General features: G+C 72.2%; 23 protein-coding genes. 11 read left to right on the plus strand and 12 right to left on the minus strand.

Annotation, left to right across the window (positions count from 1 at the left end):
- Positions 1-2 precede the first annotated feature (2 nt).
- Positions 3-866 carry a helix-turn-helix domain-containing protein gene (locus ACIBJB_RS27750; RefSeq protein ID WP_398934188.1) on the minus strand — a complete coding sequence of 288 codons (864 nt, stop codon included), beginning with the start codon at positions 864-866 and terminating at the stop codon, positions 3-5.
- A 127-nt stretch (positions 867-993) separates the two neighbouring features.
- On the opposite strand from ACIBJB_RS27750, the gene ACIBJB_RS27755 reads away from it, so the two are divergent.
- Positions 994-1,761, plus strand: a complete 768-nt coding sequence (locus tag ACIBJB_RS27755; protein WP_398934190.1) for an SDR family oxidoreductase — start codon at positions 994-996, stop codon at positions 1,759-1,761.
- Positions 1,762-1,841: 80 nt separating this feature from the next.
- On the opposite strand, the gene ACIBJB_RS27760 is transcribed toward ACIBJB_RS27755, so the two are convergent.
- The 4 genes from ACIBJB_RS27760 to ACIBJB_RS27775 form a co-directional block, all read right to left on the minus strand.
- Positions 1,842-2,210 (minus strand): hypothetical protein, encoded by a 369-nt coding sequence (locus tag ACIBJB_RS27760; protein ID WP_057617678.1) that lies wholly within the window; start codon positions 2,208-2,210, stop codon positions 1,842-1,844.
- Positions 2,211-2,315: 105 nt separating this feature from the next.
- On the minus strand, positions 2,316-2,585 hold the full coding sequence (locus ACIBJB_RS27765) for a DUF3040 domain-containing protein (protein ID WP_398934192.1): 270 nt from the start codon (positions 2,583-2,585) through the stop codon (positions 2,316-2,318).
- Between the two features lie 21 nt (positions 2,586-2,606).
- Positions 2,607-3,842: a cation:proton antiporter gene (locus ACIBJB_RS27770; protein WP_398934194.1), complete on the minus strand. Its 1,236-nt coding sequence runs from the start codon at positions 3,840-3,842 to the stop codon at positions 2,607-2,609.
- Between the two features lie 178 nt (positions 3,843-4,020).
- Positions 4,021-4,896, minus strand: coding sequence for a hypothetical protein (locus tag ACIBJB_RS27775; protein ID WP_398934196.1), 876 nt, complete (start codon positions 4,894-4,896; stop codon positions 4,021-4,023).
- Between the two features lie 262 nt (positions 4,897-5,158).
- Between ACIBJB_RS27775 and ACIBJB_RS27780 the strand changes: the two genes are divergently transcribed.
- Positions 5,159-7,240: a SpoIIE family protein phosphatase gene (locus tag ACIBJB_RS27780; RefSeq protein ID WP_398934198.1), complete on the plus strand. Its 2,082-nt coding sequence runs from the start codon at positions 5,159-5,161 to the stop codon at positions 7,238-7,240.
- 367 nt (positions 7,241-7,607) lie between these two features.
- Here ACIBJB_RS27780 and ACIBJB_RS27785 read toward each other — a convergent pair whose 3' ends face one another.
- Complete coding sequence (locus tag ACIBJB_RS27785) at positions 7,608-8,855, minus strand: MFS transporter (protein ID WP_398934200.1); 1,248 nt, start codon at positions 8,853-8,855, stop codon at positions 7,608-7,610.
- Between the two features lie 133 nt (positions 8,856-8,988).
- Here ACIBJB_RS27785 and ACIBJB_RS27790 point away from each other — a divergent pair, with 133 nt between their 5' ends.
- Positions 8,989-9,915, plus strand: coding sequence for a LysR family transcriptional regulator (locus ACIBJB_RS27790; protein WP_398934202.1), 927 nt, complete (start codon positions 8,989-8,991; stop codon positions 9,913-9,915).
- Here ACIBJB_RS27790 and ACIBJB_RS27795 read toward each other — a convergent pair.
- On the minus strand, positions 9,912-10,703 hold the full coding sequence (locus ACIBJB_RS27795; protein WP_398934203.1) for a putative protein N(5)-glutamine methyltransferase: 792 nt from the start codon (positions 10,701-10,703) through the stop codon (positions 9,912-9,914). The two genes, ACIBJB_RS27790 and ACIBJB_RS27795, sit on opposite strands and share 4 nt — an antisense overlap.
- Before the next feature lie 217 nt (positions 10,704-10,920).
- Between ACIBJB_RS27795 and ACIBJB_RS27800 the strand changes: the two genes are divergently transcribed.
- Positions 10,921-11,349 (plus strand): MarR family winged helix-turn-helix transcriptional regulator, encoded by a 429-nt coding sequence (locus ACIBJB_RS27800; protein WP_398934206.1) that lies wholly within the window; start codon positions 10,921-10,923, stop codon positions 11,347-11,349.
- 6 nt (positions 11,350-11,355) lie between these two features.
- Here the strand turns inward: ACIBJB_RS27800 and ACIBJB_RS27805 are convergent, their stop codons facing one another.
- Positions 11,356-12,066, minus strand: coding sequence for a GNAT family N-acetyltransferase (locus ACIBJB_RS27805; protein ID WP_398934208.1), 711 nt, complete (start codon positions 12,064-12,066; stop codon positions 11,356-11,358).
- Between the two features lie 254 nt (positions 12,067-12,320).
- Between ACIBJB_RS27805 and ACIBJB_RS27810 the strand changes: the two genes are divergently transcribed.
- From ACIBJB_RS27810 to ACIBJB_RS27820, 3 genes are all read left to right on the plus strand, one after another.
- Positions 12,321-12,926, plus strand: coding sequence for a sulfite oxidase-like oxidoreductase (locus tag ACIBJB_RS27810; RefSeq protein WP_398934210.1), 606 nt, complete (start codon positions 12,321-12,323; stop codon positions 12,924-12,926).
- On the plus strand, positions 12,919-13,674 hold the full coding sequence (locus ACIBJB_RS27815; protein WP_398934212.1) for a ferredoxin reductase: 756 nt from the start codon (positions 12,919-12,921) through the stop codon (positions 13,672-13,674). The genes ACIBJB_RS27810 and ACIBJB_RS27815 overlap by 8 nt, the downstream gene beginning before the upstream one ends.
- A 101-nt stretch (positions 13,675-13,775) precedes the next feature.
- Positions 13,776-14,360, plus strand: a complete 585-nt coding sequence (locus ACIBJB_RS27820; RefSeq protein WP_398934214.1) for a DUF3592 domain-containing protein — start codon at positions 13,776-13,778, stop codon at positions 14,358-14,360.
- 42 nt (positions 14,361-14,402) lie between these two features.
- On the opposite strand, the gene ACIBJB_RS27825 is transcribed toward ACIBJB_RS27820, so the two are convergent.
- A complete protein-coding gene (locus ACIBJB_RS27825) occupies positions 14,403-15,761 on the minus strand; it encodes an 8-oxoguanine deaminase (protein WP_398934216.1) in 1,359 nt (452 codons plus the stop codon).
- Positions 15,762-15,866: 105 nt separating this feature from the next.
- On the opposite strand from ACIBJB_RS27825, the gene ACIBJB_RS27830 reads away from it, so the two are divergent.
- Positions 15,867-16,835, plus strand: coding sequence for an acetylxylan esterase (locus ACIBJB_RS27830; protein WP_398934218.1), 969 nt, complete (start codon positions 15,867-15,869; stop codon positions 16,833-16,835).
- 112 nt (positions 16,836-16,947) lie between these two features.
- Entirely contained in the window at positions 16,948-18,114 is a 1,167-nt protein-coding gene (locus ACIBJB_RS27835; RefSeq protein ID WP_398934220.1) for a serine hydrolase domain-containing protein, read from the plus strand.
- Between the two features lie 21 nt (positions 18,115-18,135).
- Here the strand turns inward: ACIBJB_RS27835 and ACIBJB_RS27840 are convergent, their stop codons facing one another.
- Both ACIBJB_RS27840 and ACIBJB_RS27845 read right to left on the minus strand, forming a co-directional pair.
- Positions 18,136-18,900: a class I SAM-dependent methyltransferase gene (locus ACIBJB_RS27840; protein ID WP_398934222.1), complete on the minus strand. Its 765-nt coding sequence runs from the start codon at positions 18,898-18,900 to the stop codon at positions 18,136-18,138.
- Between the two features lie 5 nt (positions 18,901-18,905).
- Entirely contained in the window at positions 18,906-19,469 is a 564-nt protein-coding gene (locus ACIBJB_RS27845) for a PadR family transcriptional regulator (protein WP_398934223.1), read from the minus strand.
- Between the two features lie 69 nt (positions 19,470-19,538).
- Here ACIBJB_RS27845 and ACIBJB_RS27850 point away from each other — a divergent pair, with 69 nt between their 5' ends.
- Both ACIBJB_RS27850 and ACIBJB_RS27855 read left to right on the plus strand, forming a co-directional pair.
- A complete protein-coding gene (locus tag ACIBJB_RS27850; protein ID WP_398934225.1) occupies positions 19,539-19,946 on the plus strand; it encodes a nuclear transport factor 2 family protein in 408 nt (135 codons plus the stop codon).
- A gap of 118 nt (positions 19,947-20,064) precedes the next feature.
- Positions 20,065-20,226 carry a hypothetical protein gene (locus ACIBJB_RS27855; protein WP_398934227.1) on the plus strand — a complete coding sequence of 54 codons (162 nt, stop codon included), beginning with the start codon at positions 20,065-20,067 and terminating at the stop codon, positions 20,224-20,226.
- Here the strand turns inward: ACIBJB_RS27855 and ACIBJB_RS27860 are convergent.
- Entirely contained in the window at positions 20,201-21,640 is a 1,440-nt protein-coding gene (locus tag ACIBJB_RS27860; protein ID WP_398934229.1) for an MFS transporter, read from the minus strand. The two genes, ACIBJB_RS27855 and ACIBJB_RS27860, sit on opposite strands and share 26 nt — an antisense overlap.
- Positions 21,641-21,683 lie beyond the last annotated feature (43 nt).

Genomic DNA, 21,683 nt, shown 5'->3' on the forward strand with positions numbered 1-21,683 from the left:
CCTCAGGTGTACGTGTCCTTGTCGGCGGCCTCGTCGGAGTGGGCCGCGTCCGCGGCGAGACTCCCCAGCAGGGAGAGCGCCTGCTCGGACGGGCTGCCCGGATCGGCCTGGTAGACGACCAGTTGCTGGCCCGGGGCGCTGTTGACGGTCAACGACTCGTAGTCCAGGGTCAGTTCGCCGACCAGCGGATGCCGGAAGCGTTTGCTCTCGCGGGTCTTGCGGCGGATGTCGTGGCGGGCCCAGAGCCTGCGGAACTCCTCGCTGCGCAGCGACAGTTCGCCGACCGTGGCGAACAGCCGCGGGTCCTCGTCACCAGGTCCGGCGGCGGCCCGCAGCCCGGCCACGGTGTTCACCGCCACGGACTCCCAGTCCGGGTAGAACTCCCGGGCGTCCGGGTCGAGGAAGACCAGCCGCAGCAGGTCCCCGCTGTGGGTGTGCCCGGCGAACAGCGCGCCGCCGAGGACGTTGTGGGCCAGCACGGTCAGGCAATGATCCAGGACCACTGCCGGAGTGCGGTGCCAGCCCTCCATCATCCGCAGCAGGGCGGGGCTGACCGCCTGGGGGTGCGAACGCTCCTGGGTACGGCCAGCGACGGGGCGGGCCAGCCGGTGCAGGTGGTCCAGGGCGTCCTCCTCCAGGCCGAGGACGCGTGCCAGCGCCTCGATCACCTGCGCCGAGGGGTTCCGCTCACGTCCCTGCTCCAGGCGGACGTAGTAGTCGGTGCTGACCCCGGCCAGCACCGCGACCTCTTCCCGGCGCAGACCCGCCACCCGGCGCCGGCTCCCGGCCGGCAGCCCCGCGTCCTCGGGCCGGACGAGGGCACGGCGGGCGCGCAGGAAGAGGCCGAGCCGGTTGTCACTGTCCATACCTTCGACCCTAGGTCCGGTGACGGCCCCACGGGAGTCCGCAAGGTGGCCGCGGTACTCCTACGATCCGCTCCCCTCGGGGTGATACGGCTGGTCCCCGGCCAGGGCTCGTCCCACCGTTGACGGCATGACACACACCTGGAACCTCAACCACCGCGTCGCGGTCGTCACCGGTGCCACCAGCGGGATCGGCGCCGCCACCGCGAGGCGCCTCGCCGCAGGCGGAGCGAACATAGCGCTGCTGGGCCGCCGCGAGGACCGCCTCAAGGCACTCGCCGACGAGTTGCGCGCCACGGCCACCGGATCGGTCCTGCCCCTCGCCCTGGACCTGACCGACGCCGCGGCCGTCAGGGAGGCGGCCGGAGCCGTCACCGGAGCGCTCGGTGCCGTCGACCTGGTCGTCGCCAACGCCGGCGTCATGCTCGGCGCCCCCTTCGAGCGGGCCGACACCGACGAGTGGGATCGCATGATCGACGTCAACCTCCGCGGTCTGCTGCACACGTCCCGCGCCTTCACGGACGACCTCCTGGCAGCGGCCTCGCGCGGCGGCCCGGCGGACCTCGTCCACGTCGGCTCCGTGGGCGGACATCTCCTCTTCCCCGACTGGTCCGTCTACTGCGCCACCAAGGCGGCCGTCGCCCACCTCACGCGCAATCTGCGCGCCGAACTCGGGCCGCGTGGTGTCCGCGTGAAGAACATCGAGCCCGGAGTCACCACCACCGAACTGGGCGCGGACATGCGGGACGCCGAGACACGCGCGTCCTTGTCCCGCATGCGCACCGACCTCGATCCCCTGACCGCGCCGGACATCGCCGAGGCCATCGCCTTCTCGGTCGCGGCCCCGCCGAACGTCAACGTCGCCGAGATGGCGGTGGTGCCGGTGCGGCAGGGCTGATGACAGGGTGGCCGGTCGCGCCCGCGGGGCGTGCGGAGGGCGCGACCGGCCACCGGGTGCCGTGGAAAACCAACAACCCGTCAACGACTCTCGAGCCGCACATGCAGCTCCCGCTCCTGATCCCCCGACGCGGACGCGAGGTCCCGCACCGTGAACATCGAGTCCAACGTCGTCCGAAGCCTCTCGATGGCCCAGTAACCTCCCTGCGCATCGGCCTCGACCGAGGACGACAACGGCGCCGGCGGCGGACATGAACGCGCTTCCGTCACTTCGAACGTCCCCAGCCACACCATCGGCCGCGACTCATGAAGCTGCTGCGGCACCTCGTCGGCTCCCCGGTCGGACTCGAAGCACGCCGCCAGCGTGTCGAAGACGATCCGGGCGTCCTCTTTGCTGCAACCGCTGATCTCCAGGGAGACGGACTCCTCGTGCGCTCGCTCACGATCCATCGTGATCGCTCCTCTCGTGGCGATGACCGGACCGCCGGGTTCCCCGCGAACCGCGCCACACCCTCAGAAAAGCACCACCTTTCGCGGAGCACTACCGGCGACGGGTCAGCGAGGCGGGCGATCGCGGTGCGGGTCGAACAAGGGGACGGCGATACCGGCGAGCACCAGGCCCGCGGCCACGAGAATGCCCTCGGGCAGAGCCATCCCCGCGACGAGAAGACTCACGGCGACGCCGAGGCTCCCCCAGGCGCGGGTGCGCCGGTACTCGCGGGGCCGGGCGGGGCGGCCCGACCCCAGGGCGCGGGCGAACCGTGGGTCGTCACGCTCCAGCCGTGCCGCGAGATCGACCAGGTGTTCGTCGTCGGGTTGGCGCATGACTCCCCCTTCGCACGGGCCCTACCGTTCGGCGTCAGCCCCCACCGCGACCGGGACCGGCTCCGGTGTGACGTCGTCCCCCTGTTCCCGGGCACGACGTGACCCCAGCATCCGGGCCAGCAGATGGGCCCGCCCCGCGGCCACCGGGCCGAGAACGGCCAGGACAAGGACATACCCGGCGATGAACGGCGCCAGACGTGCGTCGAGTCCCGCGCTGGCCGCCATCGCGCCGAGGATCAGGGCGAACTCGCCCCGGGCCACGAGGGTGGTGGCGACGTCGGCGGCGGGGTGGGCGCCGTAGCCGTAGAGACGGGCGACGAGCAGGCCGGCGACGACGTTCATCACGACGGTCACGGCCGCCGCGGCGGCGACGGGTCCGGCGACGGACGTGACGACTGAGGGGTCGATGGACAGCCCGAAGGCGAAGAAGAAGATCGCGGCGAAGGCGTCGCGCAGCGGGTGCACCAGCCGGCGGATGCGGGGTCCGGAGGGCGTGCCGGCCAGGATCAGGCCCACCATGAAGGCGCCGATGGCGTCGGCGACGCCGAGGACTTCGGACACTCCGGCGACGAGGACCGCGGCGCCGAGGAAGCTGATGACCAGGAGTTCGTTGTCCCGGACGTGGATCAGCCGGCCGATCCAGCGCGTCCCGTACCGGGCGGCGACGGCCAGCACCAGCAGGAAACCGAAGGCCTTGCCCGCCTGCAGGAGCACCTCCAGCGGCCCACGTGCGCCGCTGACGACCGGCTGGAGCGCGGCGAGGTAGAGCGCGAGGAAGATGTCCTCGACCACGATCACGCCGAGGATCAGCCGGGTCTCGGGGCGGCCGATCCGTCCCAGGTCGATGAGGACCTTGGTGACGATCGCGGACGAGGAGATTCCGAGGACCCCGGCGAGCACCAGCGCCTCCCGGGTCCCCCAGCCCAGGGCGAATCCGAAGCCGAGACCGGCGCCGACGTTCGCCAGGAGGTAGATGCCGCCCGCGGCGAGCAGGCGTCTGCCGCCGGTGCGCAGGTCGTCGACGTGGAACTCCAGGCCCAGGTAGAACAGCAGCAGCACCAGGCCGAGCGCGGAGAGCATCTCGAAGTCGTGCGCGTCCTCGACGAGGACGAGGCCAGGGGTGTGCGGGCCGAGCAGGATGCCGGCGAGCATGAACAGCGGGATGGTCGGCAGTCCGATCCGGCCGCCGAGGCGGGCGAGGAACGCGGCGGCCAGGAAGGCGCCGCCCATGGCGAGCAGGGTGTCAGCGTGTCCCATGGTTCACCTCCCGCGAGGGCGCGGAAGGGCGTGCGGGCCGTGCTTCACGGGGGTGGATGCGGGATCTCCCTCTGTCGGTCGGGGGTGTTCCTGTCATCCACCGTCACATCCGGCCGCAGGGCCCCGCCATCGGTGCCGACCCTCATTTCCGCGAGGGCCGGCACCGCCCGTGAAGGGCTCAACTCCTGGTGAAGCGGTACGTCTTGCTGTCCGTCAGCACACAGAAGCCCGGCGAGACGACGATCACACGCAGGGTTCCGGTACGGCGGTCGTAGTCGATGCCCTCCGCCTCGAACTCGCCCGAGCAGGAGCTCCTGAGGGGCAGTTGGAGAAGTGCCGTGACATGGCCGGTGACGTTCGCCGAGCCGGTCGGGGCGGCGGACAGGTCGATCTGGAGGAGCGGCTTGGTGTAACCGAAGAGCGCGCCCGCCGGGTCGTCGGAGGAGCACAGCAGCTGGGTGGCGCTCAGGAAGTCGCAGCCCTGTACGTCGCGGACGGCGTGGTCGAGGGTGACGGTGGCCGCCTGCGGAAGGTTCGCCGAGGGCGAGGTGCTCGCGTTGACGCCGGGCGTGGGGAACACCAGGAAGCGGGTCATGGTGCCCCACTCACCGGAGAGCATCCACTGTCCGTCAGGTGAGACCGCGACCCAGGAGTTGTTGAGCGCCTCGCCGGAGCTGAGCGTGTGGACGTACTCGGCCCAGGTCCCGTCCGGCGCCTGCACGCGGTACATCTTCGCGGTGCCGGAGTCGGCCTGGTAGGGCTCGATGTAGTGGCCGTCGTAGGAGGCGTCCGGGTCGCCCACGTGATTCCAGCCGCGGCTGGAGACGCCGATGGGGATGGTGCCGATACCGGTGTACCGGTTGGCGGATCCGGCGGGGACCTCGACCGATGCCAGGCCCTGGCTCTCGGTGAGCGGGTTGGCCCGGTCGGAACCGGCCTCCGTCCAGGTGTCGGCGGCGGAGGCCGGCGGGGCGGCGGCCAGGAGGGCCGTCGCGGTGAGGGTGACAAGGCTGGCGAGGAGCGCGTGACAACGCTGTCCGGCGCGCAGGGGCATGGAGGACTCCTGAGGCTCCTGGAGCGGGGGTGGGATGGGTCGGCGGACAGTCTGGCGCCCCCACGGCAGTCATGTACAGGCCAATCGAATGAACAAGCGGCTTTCGTCACCCCGTCGGACTTCACCGGACGCGCGCCCCCGTGTTGAGGGATGGTGGAAGAACACGACCGCGTGGTCACGGAGACGGTTGAGCGCGGTAGAACAAGGGGAGTCGGCACGGGGGTACGGCGTGCCGCGAGGACGGTCTAAGGCGGTTCGTGCAATGGGTGCAGCCGGAATACCCGCGGCCGAGGGCGCAGAGCCCCCGCGCGGGGCGGTACGGCCGAGCGGGCTGCTCGACGAGTTGGGCATGGCCTCGGTGGTGCTGGACGCCGAGGGGCGCATCGTGCTGTGGAGCCCGCAGGCCGAGGAGCTCTTCGGCTACAGCGCGCGGGAGGCGCTGGGGCAGTACGCGGCCCATCTGATGATCCACGAGCAGCATGCCGACCTGGTCGTCAAGCTGTTCGCCGACGTCATGGAGACCGGGCAGAGCTGGGCAGGCGCCTTCCCCGTCCGGCACAAGGACGGCGGCACCAAGCTGGTCGAGTTCCGCAACATGCGGCTCCTGGACGACCACGGAGACGTCTACGCGCTGGGGCTGTGCGCCGACCAGCAGACCGTGCGCCGGCTGGAGCGGGACGTGGCGCTCTCGACACGCATGATCTCGCAGTCCCCGATCGGACTGGCCGTGCTGGACACCGAACTGCGGTACGTCTCGGTGAATCCGGCCCTGGAGCAGCTGAACGGTGTGCCGGCCGAGGAACACGTCGGGCGGAAGATCGGCGAGGTCCTGCCGCATCTCGACGTGGCCGCCTTCGAGGCCGCCGCCCTCGAGGTGCTGCGCACCGGCACACCGCTCGTCGACCAGCACACGGTCGGTTACACGCCCGCGGACCCGGACAGGGAGCACGCCTGGTCGGTCTCGCTGTACCGCCTCGAGGACGCGCTGGGGACCGTGCTGGGAGTGGCGGGCTCGGTGCTGGACGTCACCGAGCAGCACCTGGCGACCGTGGAGGCCGAGACGGCCCGGCGCCGCCTCGCGCTCGTCGCGGACGCCTCCGCCCGTATCGGCACCACCCTCGACCTGGACCGCACCGCCCGTGAGCTGGCCGACGTGGCCGTGCCGGAGCTCGCGGACGTGGCGGCCGTGGACCTGCTGGAGGCGGTGGTGCAGGGCAGACCCAGCACCCTCGGCCCCACCGAACCCGCCGTGATGCGTCCCCTGGCCGTCGACGCGGCCGGTGCCCCGGAGGTCCTGAGCGCGGCCGATCCGCCCGGACAGGTCGCCCGCTACGCCCCCGAGCGCCTGGTCACCGAGTGCGTCCGCACGGGACACCCGGTCCTGGTGGCGCAGGTCGGGCCCGACGACCTCGCCCGTATCGCCCGCTCACCGGAGGCGGCCGCGCTGCTGGCCAAGGCCGGCGTGCACTCCTACCTGGCCGTGCCGTTGATCGCGCGCGGCGAGGTGCTCGGCGCCCTCGACCTCAAGCGCATCCATCATCCGGAGCCGTTCGGCGAGGACGACCTGCTGCTCGCGCGGGAGCTGGCGGCCCGCGCGGCGGTGCAGATCGACAACGCCCGCTGGTACCAGGACGCCCGCAACACCGCTCTCACCCTGCAGCGCAGTCTGCTGCCCAGCCACCCCTCCGTGACCGGCGGTCTGGAGGTCGCCTCCCGCTACCAGCCCGCGGGCGCCACCGCCGAGGTCGGCGGCGACTGGTTCGACGTGATCCCGCTGGGCGAGGGCAAGACCGCCCTCGTCGTGGGTGACGTGATGGGCAGCGGCATCACCGCCGCCGCGACGATGGGCCGGCTGCGCACCGCGACGAACACCCTGGCCTCCCTCGACCTCGACCCGGCCAAGCTCCTCGAACACCTCGACCGGATCACCGAGGACCTGGACCACTCCATCGCCACCTGCGTCTACGCCGTGCACGACCCGCGGCTCGGCCAGTGCCGGATCGCCAACGCCGGGCACCTGCCTCCGGTACGGCTGCGCCCCGGCCGTCCGCCCGAGCTGCTCGAACTGCCCACGGGGGCGCCGCTGGGCGTGGGCGGTGTCGCCTTCTCCACGACCACCGTCGACCTCGCACCCGGTGACCGGCTCGTCCTGTACACGGACGGTCTCGTCGAGACACGGCAACATCCGCTCGACGAGCGCCTGGACGCACTCCTCGACCTGCTCGACAGCCCCGACGGTCCGCTGGAGGAGGTCTGCGACCTGCTGCTGCGCACACTGCACCAGCCGGACAACTCCGACGACGTGGCGCTGCTGATCGCCCGGGTGCAGACGCCTGTGACCTGACGGGTCTGCCGTCACCAGTACGGACAGGCGTCCTGACCGCCGGCGGCCAGGACGCCTGTCGCCGGGGCCTGCGACGGTACGACTCCGGCGGCGTCGTCCTCGTCCAAGTCACCGGACGGCAGGGGACCGCGGTTCAGCGGTCGCCGTCGAGGAGATCGACGCGACCGGGTCACCGTGAAGCGCGACACCAGGGTGGTCCGCGGCGGCACCTCCGGCGCGGGAGGGGCGACGCGCTCGAGAAGGGCTACACGGTGGGACCGGCAGGCCCACCGCGCTGACACCAGGACCGCCGCCCAGGTCTATGACCGGCAGCTGGGAGATCGCCCCGCCCCGGCGGGCCTCCGGGCCACGGCCAGGGAGGCCCGCGTCACGGCGACCCGGCGGAAGAGGGCAGGGCGTCCTTGCTCCCCTCGGGCACGGAGTCGGGCCGTCGGGGCAGCAGGAGCGGGCTGGCCAGCAGCAGCAGACCGGCCAGCGCAATCGCCTCACGGGTTCCGGTGAACGTGGCCAGCAGGCCCCACAGGGCGGTCAGGGCCGCGGTGGTCAGCTTGCCGGTGACCGACCAGGCGGAGAGGGTGCGGACCACCCGGTCCGTCGGCGTCATCTCCAGCCGGAAGGTGGAGAACACCGGATTGAAGACCGCGCAGGAGGTGATCACCCCGAGCTCGACGGCCATCACGAGCAGCAGCCCGGCGGTGCCGGGGCCGACGAAGGCCAGGCCGAGCGGCCAGCACGCGCGCAGGACGCCCGAGGTGAGCAGGACGCGGTGCCGTCCGAACCGGGCGACCAGGGGGCGCGCGATCCGTGAGCCGAGCAGGCCCCCGAGACAGGGCACCGAGAAGGCGAGGGCGTACTGCCAGGGGGCGAAGCCCAGCGGGCCGAGCATGAGGACCGTCAGCAGCGGCACCGGCACCATGATCAGGGCGTTGACCAGCACCGTGTTGAAGAACAGCGGGCGCAGGACGGGACTGGCCAGGATGTACCGCCAGCCCTCCAGCAGAGACCCTTTCGCCGCCCCGGTGGGCACGGGCCGTGGCTCGCCGCCGCCGATCGCCCGGATCCCCAGCGCCGAGAGCAGATAACTGACGGCGTCGGCCAGCAGGGTCGTCACAGGACCGAAGAGCCCGATGGCGGCACCGCCGAGGGGCGGCCCGATCACGATGGTCGTCCAGTTCGTGGCCTCGAACCGCCCGTTGGCGATCAACAGGTCGTCCCCGCCGACGAGGGACTTGAGGAAGGCTCCCGAGGCGGCGCTGAAGGTGATGTCGGCCGCCGCCACGACCACCGACACGGCCAGCAGCTGCACGAACCCGAGCACACCGAGCGCGTACGCCGCGGGCACGCTCAGCAGGGCCGCGAACCGGACGAGGTCCATCGCGACCATCACCGGTCTCTTGCGGCGGAACTCCACCCAGGGGCCGAGCGGCACCGCCACCGCGGCCCCGACCGCGAGCCCCACGGCCGCCAGCGCGGACACCGCGGCGGGGCCGGCGTGCAGCACCAGGACGGCGATCAGCGGGAAAGCGCCGAACGACAGCGAGGTGCCGAACGCACTGACCGCGTAGGCCGCCCACAGCCACCCGAACCGCCGCCCCAGCGACCGCCTCCCGCCCACGCCCGAACCCCCCTCGTCGACAACCTCACGTTGACCGACGCCATCCAACCGAGTGCCGGGCCCGCAGATCAAACAACCATGGCACCGACGACCCACAACCCAGGGTTGTGCCATTGCGCTCTAGGCTTCCGGCATGGATCTCGACGCCGTACGCACCTTCGTCGCCGTGGCGGACGCGGGGCGGTTCCAGGAGGCCGCCGACGGGCTGGCGGTCACCCAGCAGGCCGTGTCGAAGCGGGTCGCCGCACTGGAGAAGGACCTCGGGGCGCGGCTGTTCACCCGGACCCCGCGCGGTGCCCGGCTCACCATCGACGGACAGGCGTTCCTGCCCCACGCCCGCGAGCTGCTCCGGGCCGCGGAACGGGCGGCCGCTTCGGTGCGGCCGGGCAGCCGGGCCCTGCGCGTCGACGTGATCGGCCGCCGCCTCGCGCCGGCCGAACTGCTGCGCGCCTTCCACCGCACGCACCCGGACATCGAGCTCGACGTCGTCACCCTCTTCGACGCCGACGCGGCCGTCGCCGCACTCCGGGCCGGCACGATCGACGCCACCTTCCGCGCGGTCCCGCATTCCGCGGGGCAGTCGACCGACGGCATCGAGTCCGTACGGGTCTACGACGAGCCGGTCCAACTGCTCACCGGCCCCGACCACGCGCTCGCGGGAGCCCGCTCGGTGGAACTCCCCCGCCTGGCCGGGCGCCGCATCTGGATGCCCGGCCTGGTCACCGGAACCGAGTGGGGCACGTACTACGACGACCTCGCCGCCGCCTTCGGCCTCACCATCGAGGTCACCGGCCCCGACTTCGGCACCGACCCTCTTCTCGACACCATCGCCGACTCCCCGGCCCTGGCGACCCTCGTCGGCGAGCTGACCCGTCTGGTCTGGCCGTCCGACCAGGACCTGCGCCGCATCCCGGTGCGCGGGCCCACGCCGGTCTACCCCCACTCCCTGATCTGGCGGGCCGACAACCCCCACCCGGCACTCGCCGCCCTCCGGGCACATCTGCACGCCACCCGGCCCGAGCCGCCGGGCGTGGGCACGTGGGCGCCTGGCTGGGCTTAGTTGTTCGTGCCGATCACGACGTGGGCGTAGAGCTCCTCGGAGACCGCGAGGCGGGGTGTCAGGCCGCTGCGGGTGAAGGCGTCGACGGCGGCGGTGGCCTGGCGTTCGCTGGTCTCGACGAGGAGGCAGCCGCCGGGGGCGAGCCAGTGTGGGGCCTCGGTGGCGACGCGGCACAGGATGTCGAGGCCGTCCGCGCCGCCGTCGAGGGCGACCAGGGGCTCGTGGTCGCGGGCCTCGGTGGGGAGGAGGGCGACGTCGTCGGTGGGGACGTAGGGGACGTTGGCCGCGAGGATGTCCACACGGCCGCGCAGGGCGGCGGGGAGGGCGTCGAAGAGGTCGCCGGTGTGGACCCGGCCGCCCGCGTCGGCGGTGTTGCGGCGGGCGCACTCCACCGCCGCCGGGTCGATGTCGGCGGCGTGCAGCTCGACCGGGCCCAGCGCGGCGGCGAGCGCGGCGCCGACCGCACCCGAGCCACAGCACAGGTCCACGACGACCGAGGCGTCCGGCGCCTGGACGAGGGCCTGTTCGACGAGGAACTCGGTGCGACGGCGGGGCACGAAGACCCCGGGGCCCACGGTGATGCGCAGTCCGCGGAACTCCGCCCAGCCGACGACGAGTTCGAGGGGGTGGCCGGTGACGCGGCGGTCCACCATGCCGGCGAGTTCGTCGGGGGTGCGGGCGGCGGCGAGGATCAGCCGGGCCTCGTCCTCGGCGAAGACACAGCCCGCGGTGCGGAGTGCGGCGACGACGGAGTCGGCAGAGGTGAAGCGGGGAGAGAGTGAAGGCATGGAAGCCGAGAGCCTTTCGGGAGCCGAAGGGCGCTCCCGCGGTCACCTACAGGCGGTGATCCGCGCCGATTCGAGGAGAGAGCACCCGATCTGACACAACGTCGATGGGTCTCACCTCCTTCGTCCCGCACGGCTGGGACCGCCCTCAGCCGGAGCGCCACCCTACCCCAGAACGGCACGAGTTGTACTCTACAACCAGTACTGCGAGGGAGGTCAGATGGAAGCAGCAACGGCCGTGGAGACGATCCAGCGCGAGATGACGGTCTTCGCACGACGGGCCCGGGCCTCGGCGGGCCGTCTGCATCCCGAGCTGTCACTGGTGTCGTACACGCTCCTCGGGCATCTGGAGGAGCGCGACGGCTGCCGCGCCACCGACCTGGCCGCCCATTACGCCCTGGACAAGTCCACGGTGAGCCGCCAGGTCGCCGCCCTGGAGCGGGCCGGTCTGGTCGAGCGGCGCCAGGACCCGGAGGACCACCGTGTCCTGGTGCTGCATCTGACCGAGGCGGGCCGGCACATCCTGAGCCAGGTCACCGTCAGCCGCCGCGCGGCCGTCGGTGAGCGGCTCGCGGACTGGTCGCAGGAGGACCTGGAGCGGTTCGCCGGGTACCTGGTGCGGTACAACGCCTGGCCGCGGTCCGGCTGACGGTGACTAGGACACCGCCTCCGGCAACCGCTCGGGCACCCGTGCGGCGAGGAAGGCGGTGGTGCGCCGGAGCCGGAAGCCGAGGGACTCGTAGAGCCGGATGGCACCGGTGTTCCTGGCGCCGGTATGCAGGAACGGGGTCTCGCCGCGCTCGCGTATGCCGTGCGCCACGGCGAGGACCAGCCGGGTCGCGAGGCCCTGGCCGCGGACGGCGGGGTCGGTGCAGACCGCGCTGATCTCGGTCCAGCCCGGCGGGTGCAGCCGCTCCCCCGCCATCGCGACGAGGGCACCGCCCCGGCGTATGCCCAGGTAGGTGCCCATCTCTATGGTGCGGGGCAGAAAGGGTCCCGGCCGGGTCCGTTCGATCAGGTCGAGGATCTCGGGGACGTCGGCCGGGCCGAGGCGGGCCACCTCCGGGTCGGGAGCGGTGGTGAGGCCGTCGTCGACCAGCTGTACGCCCTCGACGTTGAACGTGATCTCCCAGCCCTCCGGGAGCTGGCCCGCGTAAGCCGTCAGTGGTACCTCGGCGCCGGGGCCCGCGAGTGCCGCGAGGTCGGCCCAGTCGCCGGCGTCGGGCGCGTCGGGCATGGCCAGCCACGGCGAGACGTCGACGGGGTAACGGAGGACCCGGCCGCGCTTCTCGGCGAAGTGGGCGTGCGGGCCGGTCAGGGAGGCGAGGGCGGGGTTGTCGAGGACGTGCGGGGCGCCGGCGGTCATCGGGCGACCTCGATGACCGTCCTGCGGCGGGCGTGGCCGGTCTCCGGTCCGCCGTACCGCGTGAAGACGTACGCCTTGGGCATCTGCTTTCCTCACTCTCCTCGCGCTGACACCGGGACACCGGCCCGGCACTCCAGCGCCAAGGAGCGGTGCGCGACGGCTATTCCCGGCCCCGCGCAGTGTTCATACGGCCGCAATGATCGGGGCACTGACCTGGGACGGAGCTCGCGCGGCGACAGCGTACGGTGTAAGGCATGAACGTCACCCGAGGCTTCACCGGACGCCCCCGCGTCCAGAACACCGGGCTCCCGCCGGGCCAGTACGACGCGGGCGACGACTGGCCCGTGCTCTCCGCCGAGGTCACGCCGGACCTCTCGCCCGCCGACTGGACGTTCCGGGTGGACGGACTGGTCGAAGAGCCGCGCACCTGGGACTGGGACGAGGCGCACACGCTGCCCGCGTCGGCCTACGACGGTGACATCCACTGCGTGACGAGCTGGTCGAAGTTCGGGGTGCGGTTCGCGGGTGTGTCGCTGGACGCGTTCCTGGCTGTGGCGCGGCCCCATGGGTCCGCCACCCATGCCGTCGCGTACTCACACACCGGGTACACCACGAACCTGCCGCTCGCGGACCTGACCGGCGGACGGGCCTGGATCGCGTGGGAGTACGACGGGAAGCCGCTGCCCGCCGAACACGGCGGGCCGGCACGGCTGCTGGTGCCGCACCTGTACTTCTGGAAGAGCGCCAAGTGGGTCGCGGGGCTGACGCTGCTGGATCACGACGAGCCGGGTTTCTGGGAGCAGAACGGCTATCACGCGCGGGGCAACCCGTGGGAGGAGCAGCGGTACTCCGGTGACTGAGACCTTCGCCCCCGTCACGCGGTTCGCCGTGCCAGGACGTATCGCCGTGAGCAGTCGCGCCGCCGCCGAGTGGCAGACCGCCACGCTCACCGAGGTCCGCCGCGAGACCCCGTACGCCGCCACGTTCCGTTTCGCGGTGCCCGCCTGGCAGGGGCATCTGCCCGGCCAGCATCTGATGCTGAGGCTGACCGCCGAGGACGGCTACACGGCCCAGCGCCACTACTCGATCGCGTCCCCGCCGGAGGACTCCGGGCACATCGAGCTGACCTTGGACCATGTGGAGGGCGGTGAGGTCTCGGGGTGGTTCCACACGGTCGCGAGGCACGGTGACGAGGTCGAGGTGCGCGGTCCGCTCAGCGGGTTCTTCGCCTGGCCCGGTGACCGGCCCGCGCTGCTGATCGGGGCCGGCTCCGGCGTCGTACCGCTGATGTCGATGGTGCGGCACCACCGGGCGCGCGGGCTGTCCGTGCCACTGCGGCTGCTGGTGTCGGCGCGCAGCCCCGAGGAGCTCATCTACGCGCGGGAGCTCGGCGCCGAGACGACCCCGGTGTTCACACGGAGCGCCCCCCAGGGCGTGCCGGTGGGACGTATGGCGGCCGCACATGTGGCGCCGCTCCTGGCTGCGCAGCCCGAAGGTGGGTGGGAGGCTTATGTGTGTGGATCCAACGCCTTCGCCGAGCATGCCTCGCGGCTGCTGGTGGAGGCCGGTCAGCCGGTGGACCGTATCCGTATCGAGCGCTTCGGCTGACCATGGGTGCCTATGTGCGCTCCCCCACAAGTGAACGACGCGGATGGAGGGGTACTACATCTGTGTGGCCACTCGCAGGTGGGCGTGGTGCGGAGGTCGACATGCGAACCCGGGTGCGCGGCTGGCGCTGGCGGCGTAATCCGCTCAGGCGCCGGTCGGACGTCGTCGAGGCGTGGACGGCGCTGGTCGTCGCCGCTCTGATGCTGCTGGGCGCCCCGCTGGTGGGCGCGGTGGTGGGCTGGTGGGCGCATGACGACGCCCGCGCGGTGGCGGCCGCGCAGCGCTCCGAACGCCACCGGGTCCGCGCGGAGGTCGTCGGCAGGGTCCCGGACTCGCTGCCCACGGTCCAGGGCGGCCGGGAGCGCTCCTACCGGGTGACCGTGCGCTGGACGGAAGCCGGCGGCGCCGCGAAGACGGCCACCGCCCGGGTCCCGTCGGGTACCGACCAGGGCGAGAAGGTCGACGTGTGGTTCGACTCCCGGGGCCGGAGCGTGGCCCCGCCGCCGGACGAGACCGCGATCTGGCAGCACACGGTGACGATGGGTGCCTGTGGCGCGGGCGCCACGATCGCCGTGATCCTTCTCGGCCACTCACTCGTCCGCGGTGCGGCGGCCCGCCACCGGCTCGCCGAGTGGGAACGGGACTGGGCTCTCACCGAACCGCAGTGGACCCGCCGCCGGGCCTGAGAGAGATGTCCCTGAGAGGGATGTCTCCACAGGCAGGTGCGCCTACGCCACCTGCTGCATCCGGCGCGCGATCGTCCTGTGCGTACGCAGTGCGTCCGTCAGCCCCGGCAGCACGGGTTCGCCCCGGTCCACGAGGATGCGCCCGCCGACCACCGTGGTCCAGGCGCGGGCCGGACCGCAGCGCAGCCACGCCTCCACCGGGTCGGTGAGGGCACCCGCGAGCGCCACCTCGTGCAGGTCCCAGACGACCAGGTCGGCGCAGGCCCCCGGGCGCAGATGACCGATCTCGTCCGCGCGGCCCAGACAGCGGGCCGAGCCCCTGGTCGCGAGATCGAGCGCGTCACGTGCGGTCATCGCGCCGGGTCCGCCCCGGTATCGGCCGAGCAGCAGCGCTCCCCTGGTCTCCATCCAGAGCGAGGCGTGGTCGGTGGAGGCCGAACCGTCGCAGCCGATGCCGACCGGCATCCCGAGCTCGCGCATCTCCGCCACCCGCGCGGTCCCCCCGCCGATGAGCATGTTGGAGCTCGGACAGTGGGCCACGCCGACGCCGGCGGCCGCGAGGCGGCGCAGTTCGGCGTCGTTGGGGTAGATGCAGTGCGCGACCCAGGTGCGGTCGCTCATCCAGCCGGTCTCCTCGAAGTACTCGACGGGCCGGCAGCCGTAGGTCTCGAGGCAGTAGGTGTCCTCGTCGCGGTCCTCGGCGAGGTGGGTGTGCAGCCGGACGTCGTGGCGCTCCGCGAGTTCGGCGGTCGCCGTCATCAGTTCCTTGGTGACGGAGAACGGGGAGCAGGGAGCGAGGGCGACCCTGACGAGCGCGCCCGGCGAGGCGTCGTGGTGCGCCTTGATGAGTCGCTCGCTGTCGGCGAGAACCTCCTCCTCGCTCTGGGTGACGCTCCGCGGCGGGAGTCCGCCGTCCTCCACCGAGCGGGTCATCGAACCCCGCGTCGCGTGGAAGCGGAAGCCGATGTCCCGGGCGGCGCGGATCTCCGCGTCGACGAGGCGGGGGCGCGGATGGACGTAGAGATGGTCCGAGGACGTCGTGCAGCCGCCCATGAGCAGCTCGGCCATGCCGACGTACGCCGAGACGTAGGCGGCCTCCTCGTCGAGAGCCGCCCACAGGGGGTAGAGGGTGGTCAGCCAGTCGAAGAGGGAGCCTCCCACGGCGGGGGCGTAGGAGCGGGTGAGGTTCTGGTAGATGTGGTGGTGCGTGTTGACCAGGCCCGGGGTGACGAGGCGGCCGGCCGCCGAGAGGGTTGTCCGGGCCTCGGGTTCGGTGCCCGCGGTACCGACGGCGGTGACCCGACCATTCGTGACGGCCAGCCAGCCGCCGGCGATCTCCCGCTCGCCGTCCACGACCAGCAGTCCGGCGTCCTTGACCAGCAGATCCACGGCTGTCGACATGGCGTCATGGTAGCCAGCCGGTAGCACAAAGGCCTGGCGAGTCGTCCGACCACGCACGTACGGTGTGATCATCCGGCACTGTCCCTTTCGCAAAGGCGGTCCTACATGGCCCTGTTCGACCTCCCCATCGACGAGCTGCGTGAGTACCGCAGCGAGTCCACCGAGCCCGAGGACTTCGACGCGTTCTGGTCCAAGACCCTTCAGGAGGCCCGCGAGTTCGACCTGAACGCCCGCTTCGACCTCGTCGACACGGGCCTGACCACGGTCAAGGTGTACGACGTGACGTTCGCCGGGTTCGGCGGCCACCCGGTCAAGGGCTGGTTCACGATCCCCGCCGAGGTCTCCGCCCCGGTGCCGGTGGTCGTGGAGTTCATCGGGTACGGCGGCGGGCGCGGACTGCCGCACGAGCATCTGCTGTGGGCGTCGACGGGCCGGGCGCACTTCGTGATGGACACCCGCGGTCAGGGCAGTGCCTGGGGCGGCGGTGGCGGCACCGCGGACCCGGTGGCCGGCGCGCCCGCGTACCCCGGGTTCATGACGCGGGGCATCGACGCGCCCGAGAACTACTACTACCGCCGGGTGTTCACGGACGCGGTGCGGGCGGTGGAGGCGGCCCGTTCGCACCCGCTGACCGACCCGGCGCGCACGGTCGTGCTCGGCGGCAGCCAGGGCGGCGGCATCTCGATCGCGGTCGGCGGCCTGGTCCCGGACCTGGCGGCGGTCGCCCCGGACGTGCCGTTCCTGTGCGACTTCCCGCGCGCGGCGACCGTGACGGACCGTCACCCGTACCGGGAGATCGGCCTCTACCTCAAGACGCACCGCGGCCGCTTCGAGGACGTCCTCGGCACCCTCGCCTACTTCGACGGCGTGCACTTCGCGAGCCGCGGCCGTACGCCGGCGCTCTTCTCGGCGGCCCTGGAGGACCAGACCTGCCCGCCCTCCACCGTCTTCGCGGCCTTCAACGCCTGGGGCCACGACGACAAGGCCATCGAGGTCTACGACTTCAACGACCACGAGGGCGGCGGCCCCTACCAGGAGGCGGCGAAGCTGGGCTGGCTGCGCTCGTACGCCTGAGTCCTGTCTGAAGTCCCGTGTGAGACCTTCCCTCCAGTCCGACCAGTCGGTATGTTCGGCAGACCCGGATCGCAGTGTCGCGGTCCGGGCTTCCGGCGATGACGGAGGGCCCATGTCCGAGCACCAGCCACCTGTCCACGGCCACTGCGACGAGCGCTTCACCGCGGTACGCACGGCGTTCGAGGAGAACTTCCGGGACCGTGCCGAGCTGGGCGCCGCGGTGAGCGTCATGGTCGGCGGTGAGACGGTCGTGGACCTGTGGGGCGGCTGGGCCGACGCGGCCCGCACCCGCGCCTGGGAGCGCGACACGCTGGTCAACGTGTGGTCGACGACGAAGGGCCCGACGGCCCTGTGCGCCCACATCCTCGCCGACCGGGGCCTGCTCGACTTCGACGCCCTGGTGGCCGCGTACTGGCCGGAGTTCGCCGCCGCGGGCAAGGAGAAGGTCCTGGTACGGCACCTGCTGTCGCACCGGGCCGGGCTGTCCGGGCTGCGCGAGCCCCACTCGCTCGCCGAGCTCTTCGACTGGGAGCTGACGACGGAGCGGCTCGCGGCGATGGAGCCCTGGTGGGAGCCGGGCACGGTGTCCGGGTACCACGCGTTCACGTACGGCTTTCTGGTCGGGGAGGTCGTCCGGCGGGTCTCGGGGCTGCTGCCGGGCGCTTTCCTGGAGCGGGAGGTGACGGGGCCGCTCGGCATCGACTTCACCATCGGGCTGCCGGAGAAGGAGGCCGGACGGGCCGCCGAGCTGGTGCATCCGCCGGCCGCGTCGGCAAGCGAACAGGCCGCGATCTTCGCCCAGTTGGCGCCCGCGGCGATCGCCGCCCTGGCCAACCCCATGGCGGGGGCCGGTGAGGCGAACACACCTGAGTGGCGAGCCGCGGAGATCCCCGCCGCGAACGGCCACGGCACCGCCCGGGCCGTCACCGCGCTCTACGGGATCTTCGCGGGCCGCGGTGCCCACGACGGCCACCGGGTCCTGTCCTCCGAGGCCGCCGAGCGGGTCCGCGAGAGCCAGGGCAGGTGCCGCGACCTGGTGCTGGGCGCGGGACTCGACAGCGAGACGGAGCTCGGGCTCGGCCTGTGGCTCAGCGGGCCGAACGGCTCGTACGGGCCGAATCCGCGGGCCTTCGGACACGACGGCTTCGGCGGATCGTGCGGCCTGGCCGATCCGGAGGCGGCGGTCTCACTGGGTTACGTGATGAACCGGATGGGTCCTCATATCGCTGACGATCCCCGGAAGATGGCGCTGATCGACGCCTTGTACAGCGTGCTGTGACGGCGGGACATCCGCGAGGGGTCACGACGGCCCGGACAGGAGGGCCGTCCGGGCCGCCCGGACCGGACGCCTGGCCGCGACCATCCGGACCCGTGGGCTGCCGTCCCGGCGCACGCCGAACTCGGGCAGGGCGTACAGCTCCACCCGAAGGCCGACCCCTTCCAGTTCCCGTCGTACGTCCGCGAGCCGGAAGGCCCGGTAGTACATGACGAACGGCGGCCGCCAGAGGGCGTTGCGCACCCGCATAGCGGCGTCGAAACCGAGGAGCATCCAGTAGGCGGGGGACGAGGGGCGGGGTGGGGCGACGACCGGGAAGGCGAACGTGCCGCCCGGCCGGAGCACCTCGCGGGTCTGGGCGAACAGGCCGGGCAGTTCGGCCGGCAGGAAGTGGCCGAAGGCCCCGAAGCTCACGACGAGGTCGAAGGAGGCGGGGGCGAACGGCAGGGCGCGCGCGTCACCCCGTACCCAGGACACGCGCGGTCCCCCGGACCGCGTCCGCTTCCGGGCCACGTCGAGCATCCCGGCGCTGAAGTCGACCCCGGTCACGCTCTCCCGGCAGACCGGCGTCAGCACCCGGGCTCCGGCGCCGGTACCGCAGCACAGGTCGAGCCCGGCGTCGAAGGGGCCCATGCGGCGGAGCGCGGACGCGACCGCGTCCAGCACCGGATCCGGCGTACGGAAGGGGGTGTGGTCGAACTTGGGGGCGAGCAGGTCGTAGCCGCGCTCGACGGACGACAGCGCCTGCACGGCGAGTTCACGGAGACTGGGGCCTTCTGGGCTGAACATCCGCGTCAGCTTAGGGGAGCGCGGCGTTTCAGAATGGCAAGAGCGCGCTCGCACCAGCGGATGACGTCCGTTTCGAGGGTGATTCCGCCCAGGAGCGTGACGTAGGGGCCGATCCGCTCGGCCTCCGCGAGATAGCGCTCTTCGGTGCGGCCGTCCAGGAGCCTCTCCTGCAGGCGCTCGTAGCGGGCGAGTTTTCCGCTCGCCCAGGAGATGCGCTCCTCGATCAGCGCCCGGGTGGCCTCGGGGTCGACGCCGTCCATGGCCTGGATCTTGATCAGGAACTCGTCACGGAGAGCGGCCGGTTTGCGGGGCGGTTCGGCGGCGAACGCGCTCAGCTGGCGTCGGCCGGTCTCGGTGAGAGTGAACAGCCGCTTGTTGGGCCTGCGTTCCTGCTGCACCACGCGGGCCTCGATCAGCCCGTCCTGCGCCAGTCTTTCCAGCTCGCGGTAGAGCTGCTGCGGTGTCGCGGGCCAGAAGTTGGCCAGCGAGACGTCGAAGGACTTCGACAGTTCGTAGCCCGAGGCCTCGCCCTCCAGCAGGGCCGCCAGCACGGCGTACTTGAGCGACATGTGGACAGGCTAGCAGCAGGTGATTAATCTACTCTGCACCTACTCAACAAATTGGTTATGGAGGCCTGGATGCGAGCGTTCCGAGAAGCGGTGGAAGCGGGTGACCTCGACGCCGTGGAGGCCCTGCTGGCCGAGGACGTGGTCTTCACGAGTCCGGTGGTGTTCAAGCCGTACGAGGGCAAGGCCATCACGGCGGCGATCCTGGGCACCGTCGTCAAGGTCTTCGAGGACTTCCGCTATGTGAGCGAGCTGAGCAGCGAGGACGGCCGCGAGCACGCGCTGGTGTTCGCGACCCGGGTCGGCGAACGGGCGCTCGACGGTTGCGACTTCATCCACCTCGACGAGAACGGCCTGATCGACCGGCTGATGGTGATGGTCCGTCCGCTGTCGGGCGCGCAGGCCCTGGCGGCGGCCATGGGGGCGCGGTTCGAGCAGATCGCGAAGGAGGCGGAGGCGCGGGCCGCGTCCGCCACCTGAGCTCAGGGCTCCTGCGCTCCCGCGACGGTCAGGGTGAGGGCACCCGTGCGGGTGGTGTCGGCGGTGAGGGGGTCTCGACCCCGTCGACCGTCAGCGCCTCGACTACCGGGCCACGCTCGTGAGCGAGTTGGACGTCGTGCACGGCCTCGTCAGCAACGTCCACCCCGGTTGCATCGAGACCCCGCTGATGGCCTCCGCGAACCCGGTCCTCGTGCGGGCGCACCTAGCGATGAAACCGTCGACGAGGTGGCGCCTCACGAACGCACTCGACGGCGCGTGACCACGGCCTTCGGCAGGGGCTCCGCAGTCCGGCCCTTCGGCGCGCGCAGCAGCACCAGCGCGCAGCCGATGCCGGCCACCGCGAGCGCGACACACGCGGTGAACGCCGCCTGATATCCCGCCGTCAGGGCCGTGAGCCGCTCGGTGCCGACGGTGTGCGACACGCTCGCGGAGGTGACGACAGCCACCCCGAAGGCCCCGCCGATCTGGAACGCGGCCGTCTGGATGCCGGAAGCGACTCCCGAGTCCCGCTCGCCGACGCCGGTCAGAGCGGCGATGGACCCCGCGACCGCGCAGGCCCCGACGCCCGGTCCGAAGAGCAGCAGCGCGGGGAGCAGGTCGCGCAGGAAGCCGCCGTCCACCGGCACCCCGGCCAGCAGCAGGGCGGCGAGTGCGGACAGCGTCAGTCCGCCCACGGCGACCGGGCGGGCGCCGAGCCGGGTGACCAGGGCCTGTCCGGCGTACGACCCGGCGACCGCGCCCAGCGGCATCACGACGTTGGCGAGGCCGAAGCGCAGCGGCGACCAGCCGAGGACGCCCTGGCCGTACTGGGACAGGGTGTACGACATCCCGAAGGCGGTGGCGCCGAGCAGGAACACGACCAGGTTGGCGCCGCTCACCGTCCGGGAACGCAGCAGGCGCAGGGGGACGAGCGGGGCCGCGGTCCTGGACTCGGTGCGCAGGAAGACGAGGGCGAGGACGACGGCGAGGGCCAGCAGGCCGGTCGTCCGCGGCGACAGCCATCCGGCGCGGGGTGCCTCGACGACGGCGTACACACAGGCGACCAGGGCTCCGGTGGCGGTGAGGGCGCCGATCGGGTCGAAGGAGCGGGTGCGCGCCTCGGTGCGGCTCTCGCGCAGCAGCAGCGGGCTCAGGACCAGCAGGGCCAGGGCGACGGGTACGTTGAGGAAGAAGACCCACTGCCAGCCCAGTACGTCGGTGAGGGGGCCGCCGATCAGCAGGGCGGCGGTGGCGCCGAAGCCTCCGCTGCCGGACCACAGGGCGAGGGCCTTGTTGCGCTCGGGGCCCTCCTCGAAGGTGTTCAGCAGGATCGACAGGGCGGTGGGCGCCATGACAGCGGCCGAGACGCCCTGCACGGCACGCGCGGCGACCAGCACGGCCGCCGTACCGGCGAACCCGCACAGCAGCGAGGAGAGCCCGAACAGCAGCGTGCCGGTCATGAAGACCCGGCGGCTGCCCACCAGGTCCGCGACGCGGCCGCCGAGCAGCAGCAGTCCCCCGAAGCTGAGCAGGTAGGCGCTCATCACCCATTGAGCGCCGCTCGCGGAGAGGCCGAGGCCGTCGGCGATCGACGGCAGGGCCAGGACGACGATCTGCGCGTCCAGGATCACCATGAAACCGGCGACACAGAGCAGACAAAGGGCGTACCAGCGGCGGGAGTCGGTGGCGGTCATGGAGACCTCCGTGTCTCGGGGTTGCCTTCACCCCACCGACGAA

The sequence above is a fragment of the Streptomyces sp. NPDC050759 genome (genome assembly GCF_044456945.1).
In the GTDB taxonomy this organism is placed as follows: Bacteria; Actinomycetota; Actinomycetes; order Streptomycetales; family Streptomycetaceae; genus Streptomyces.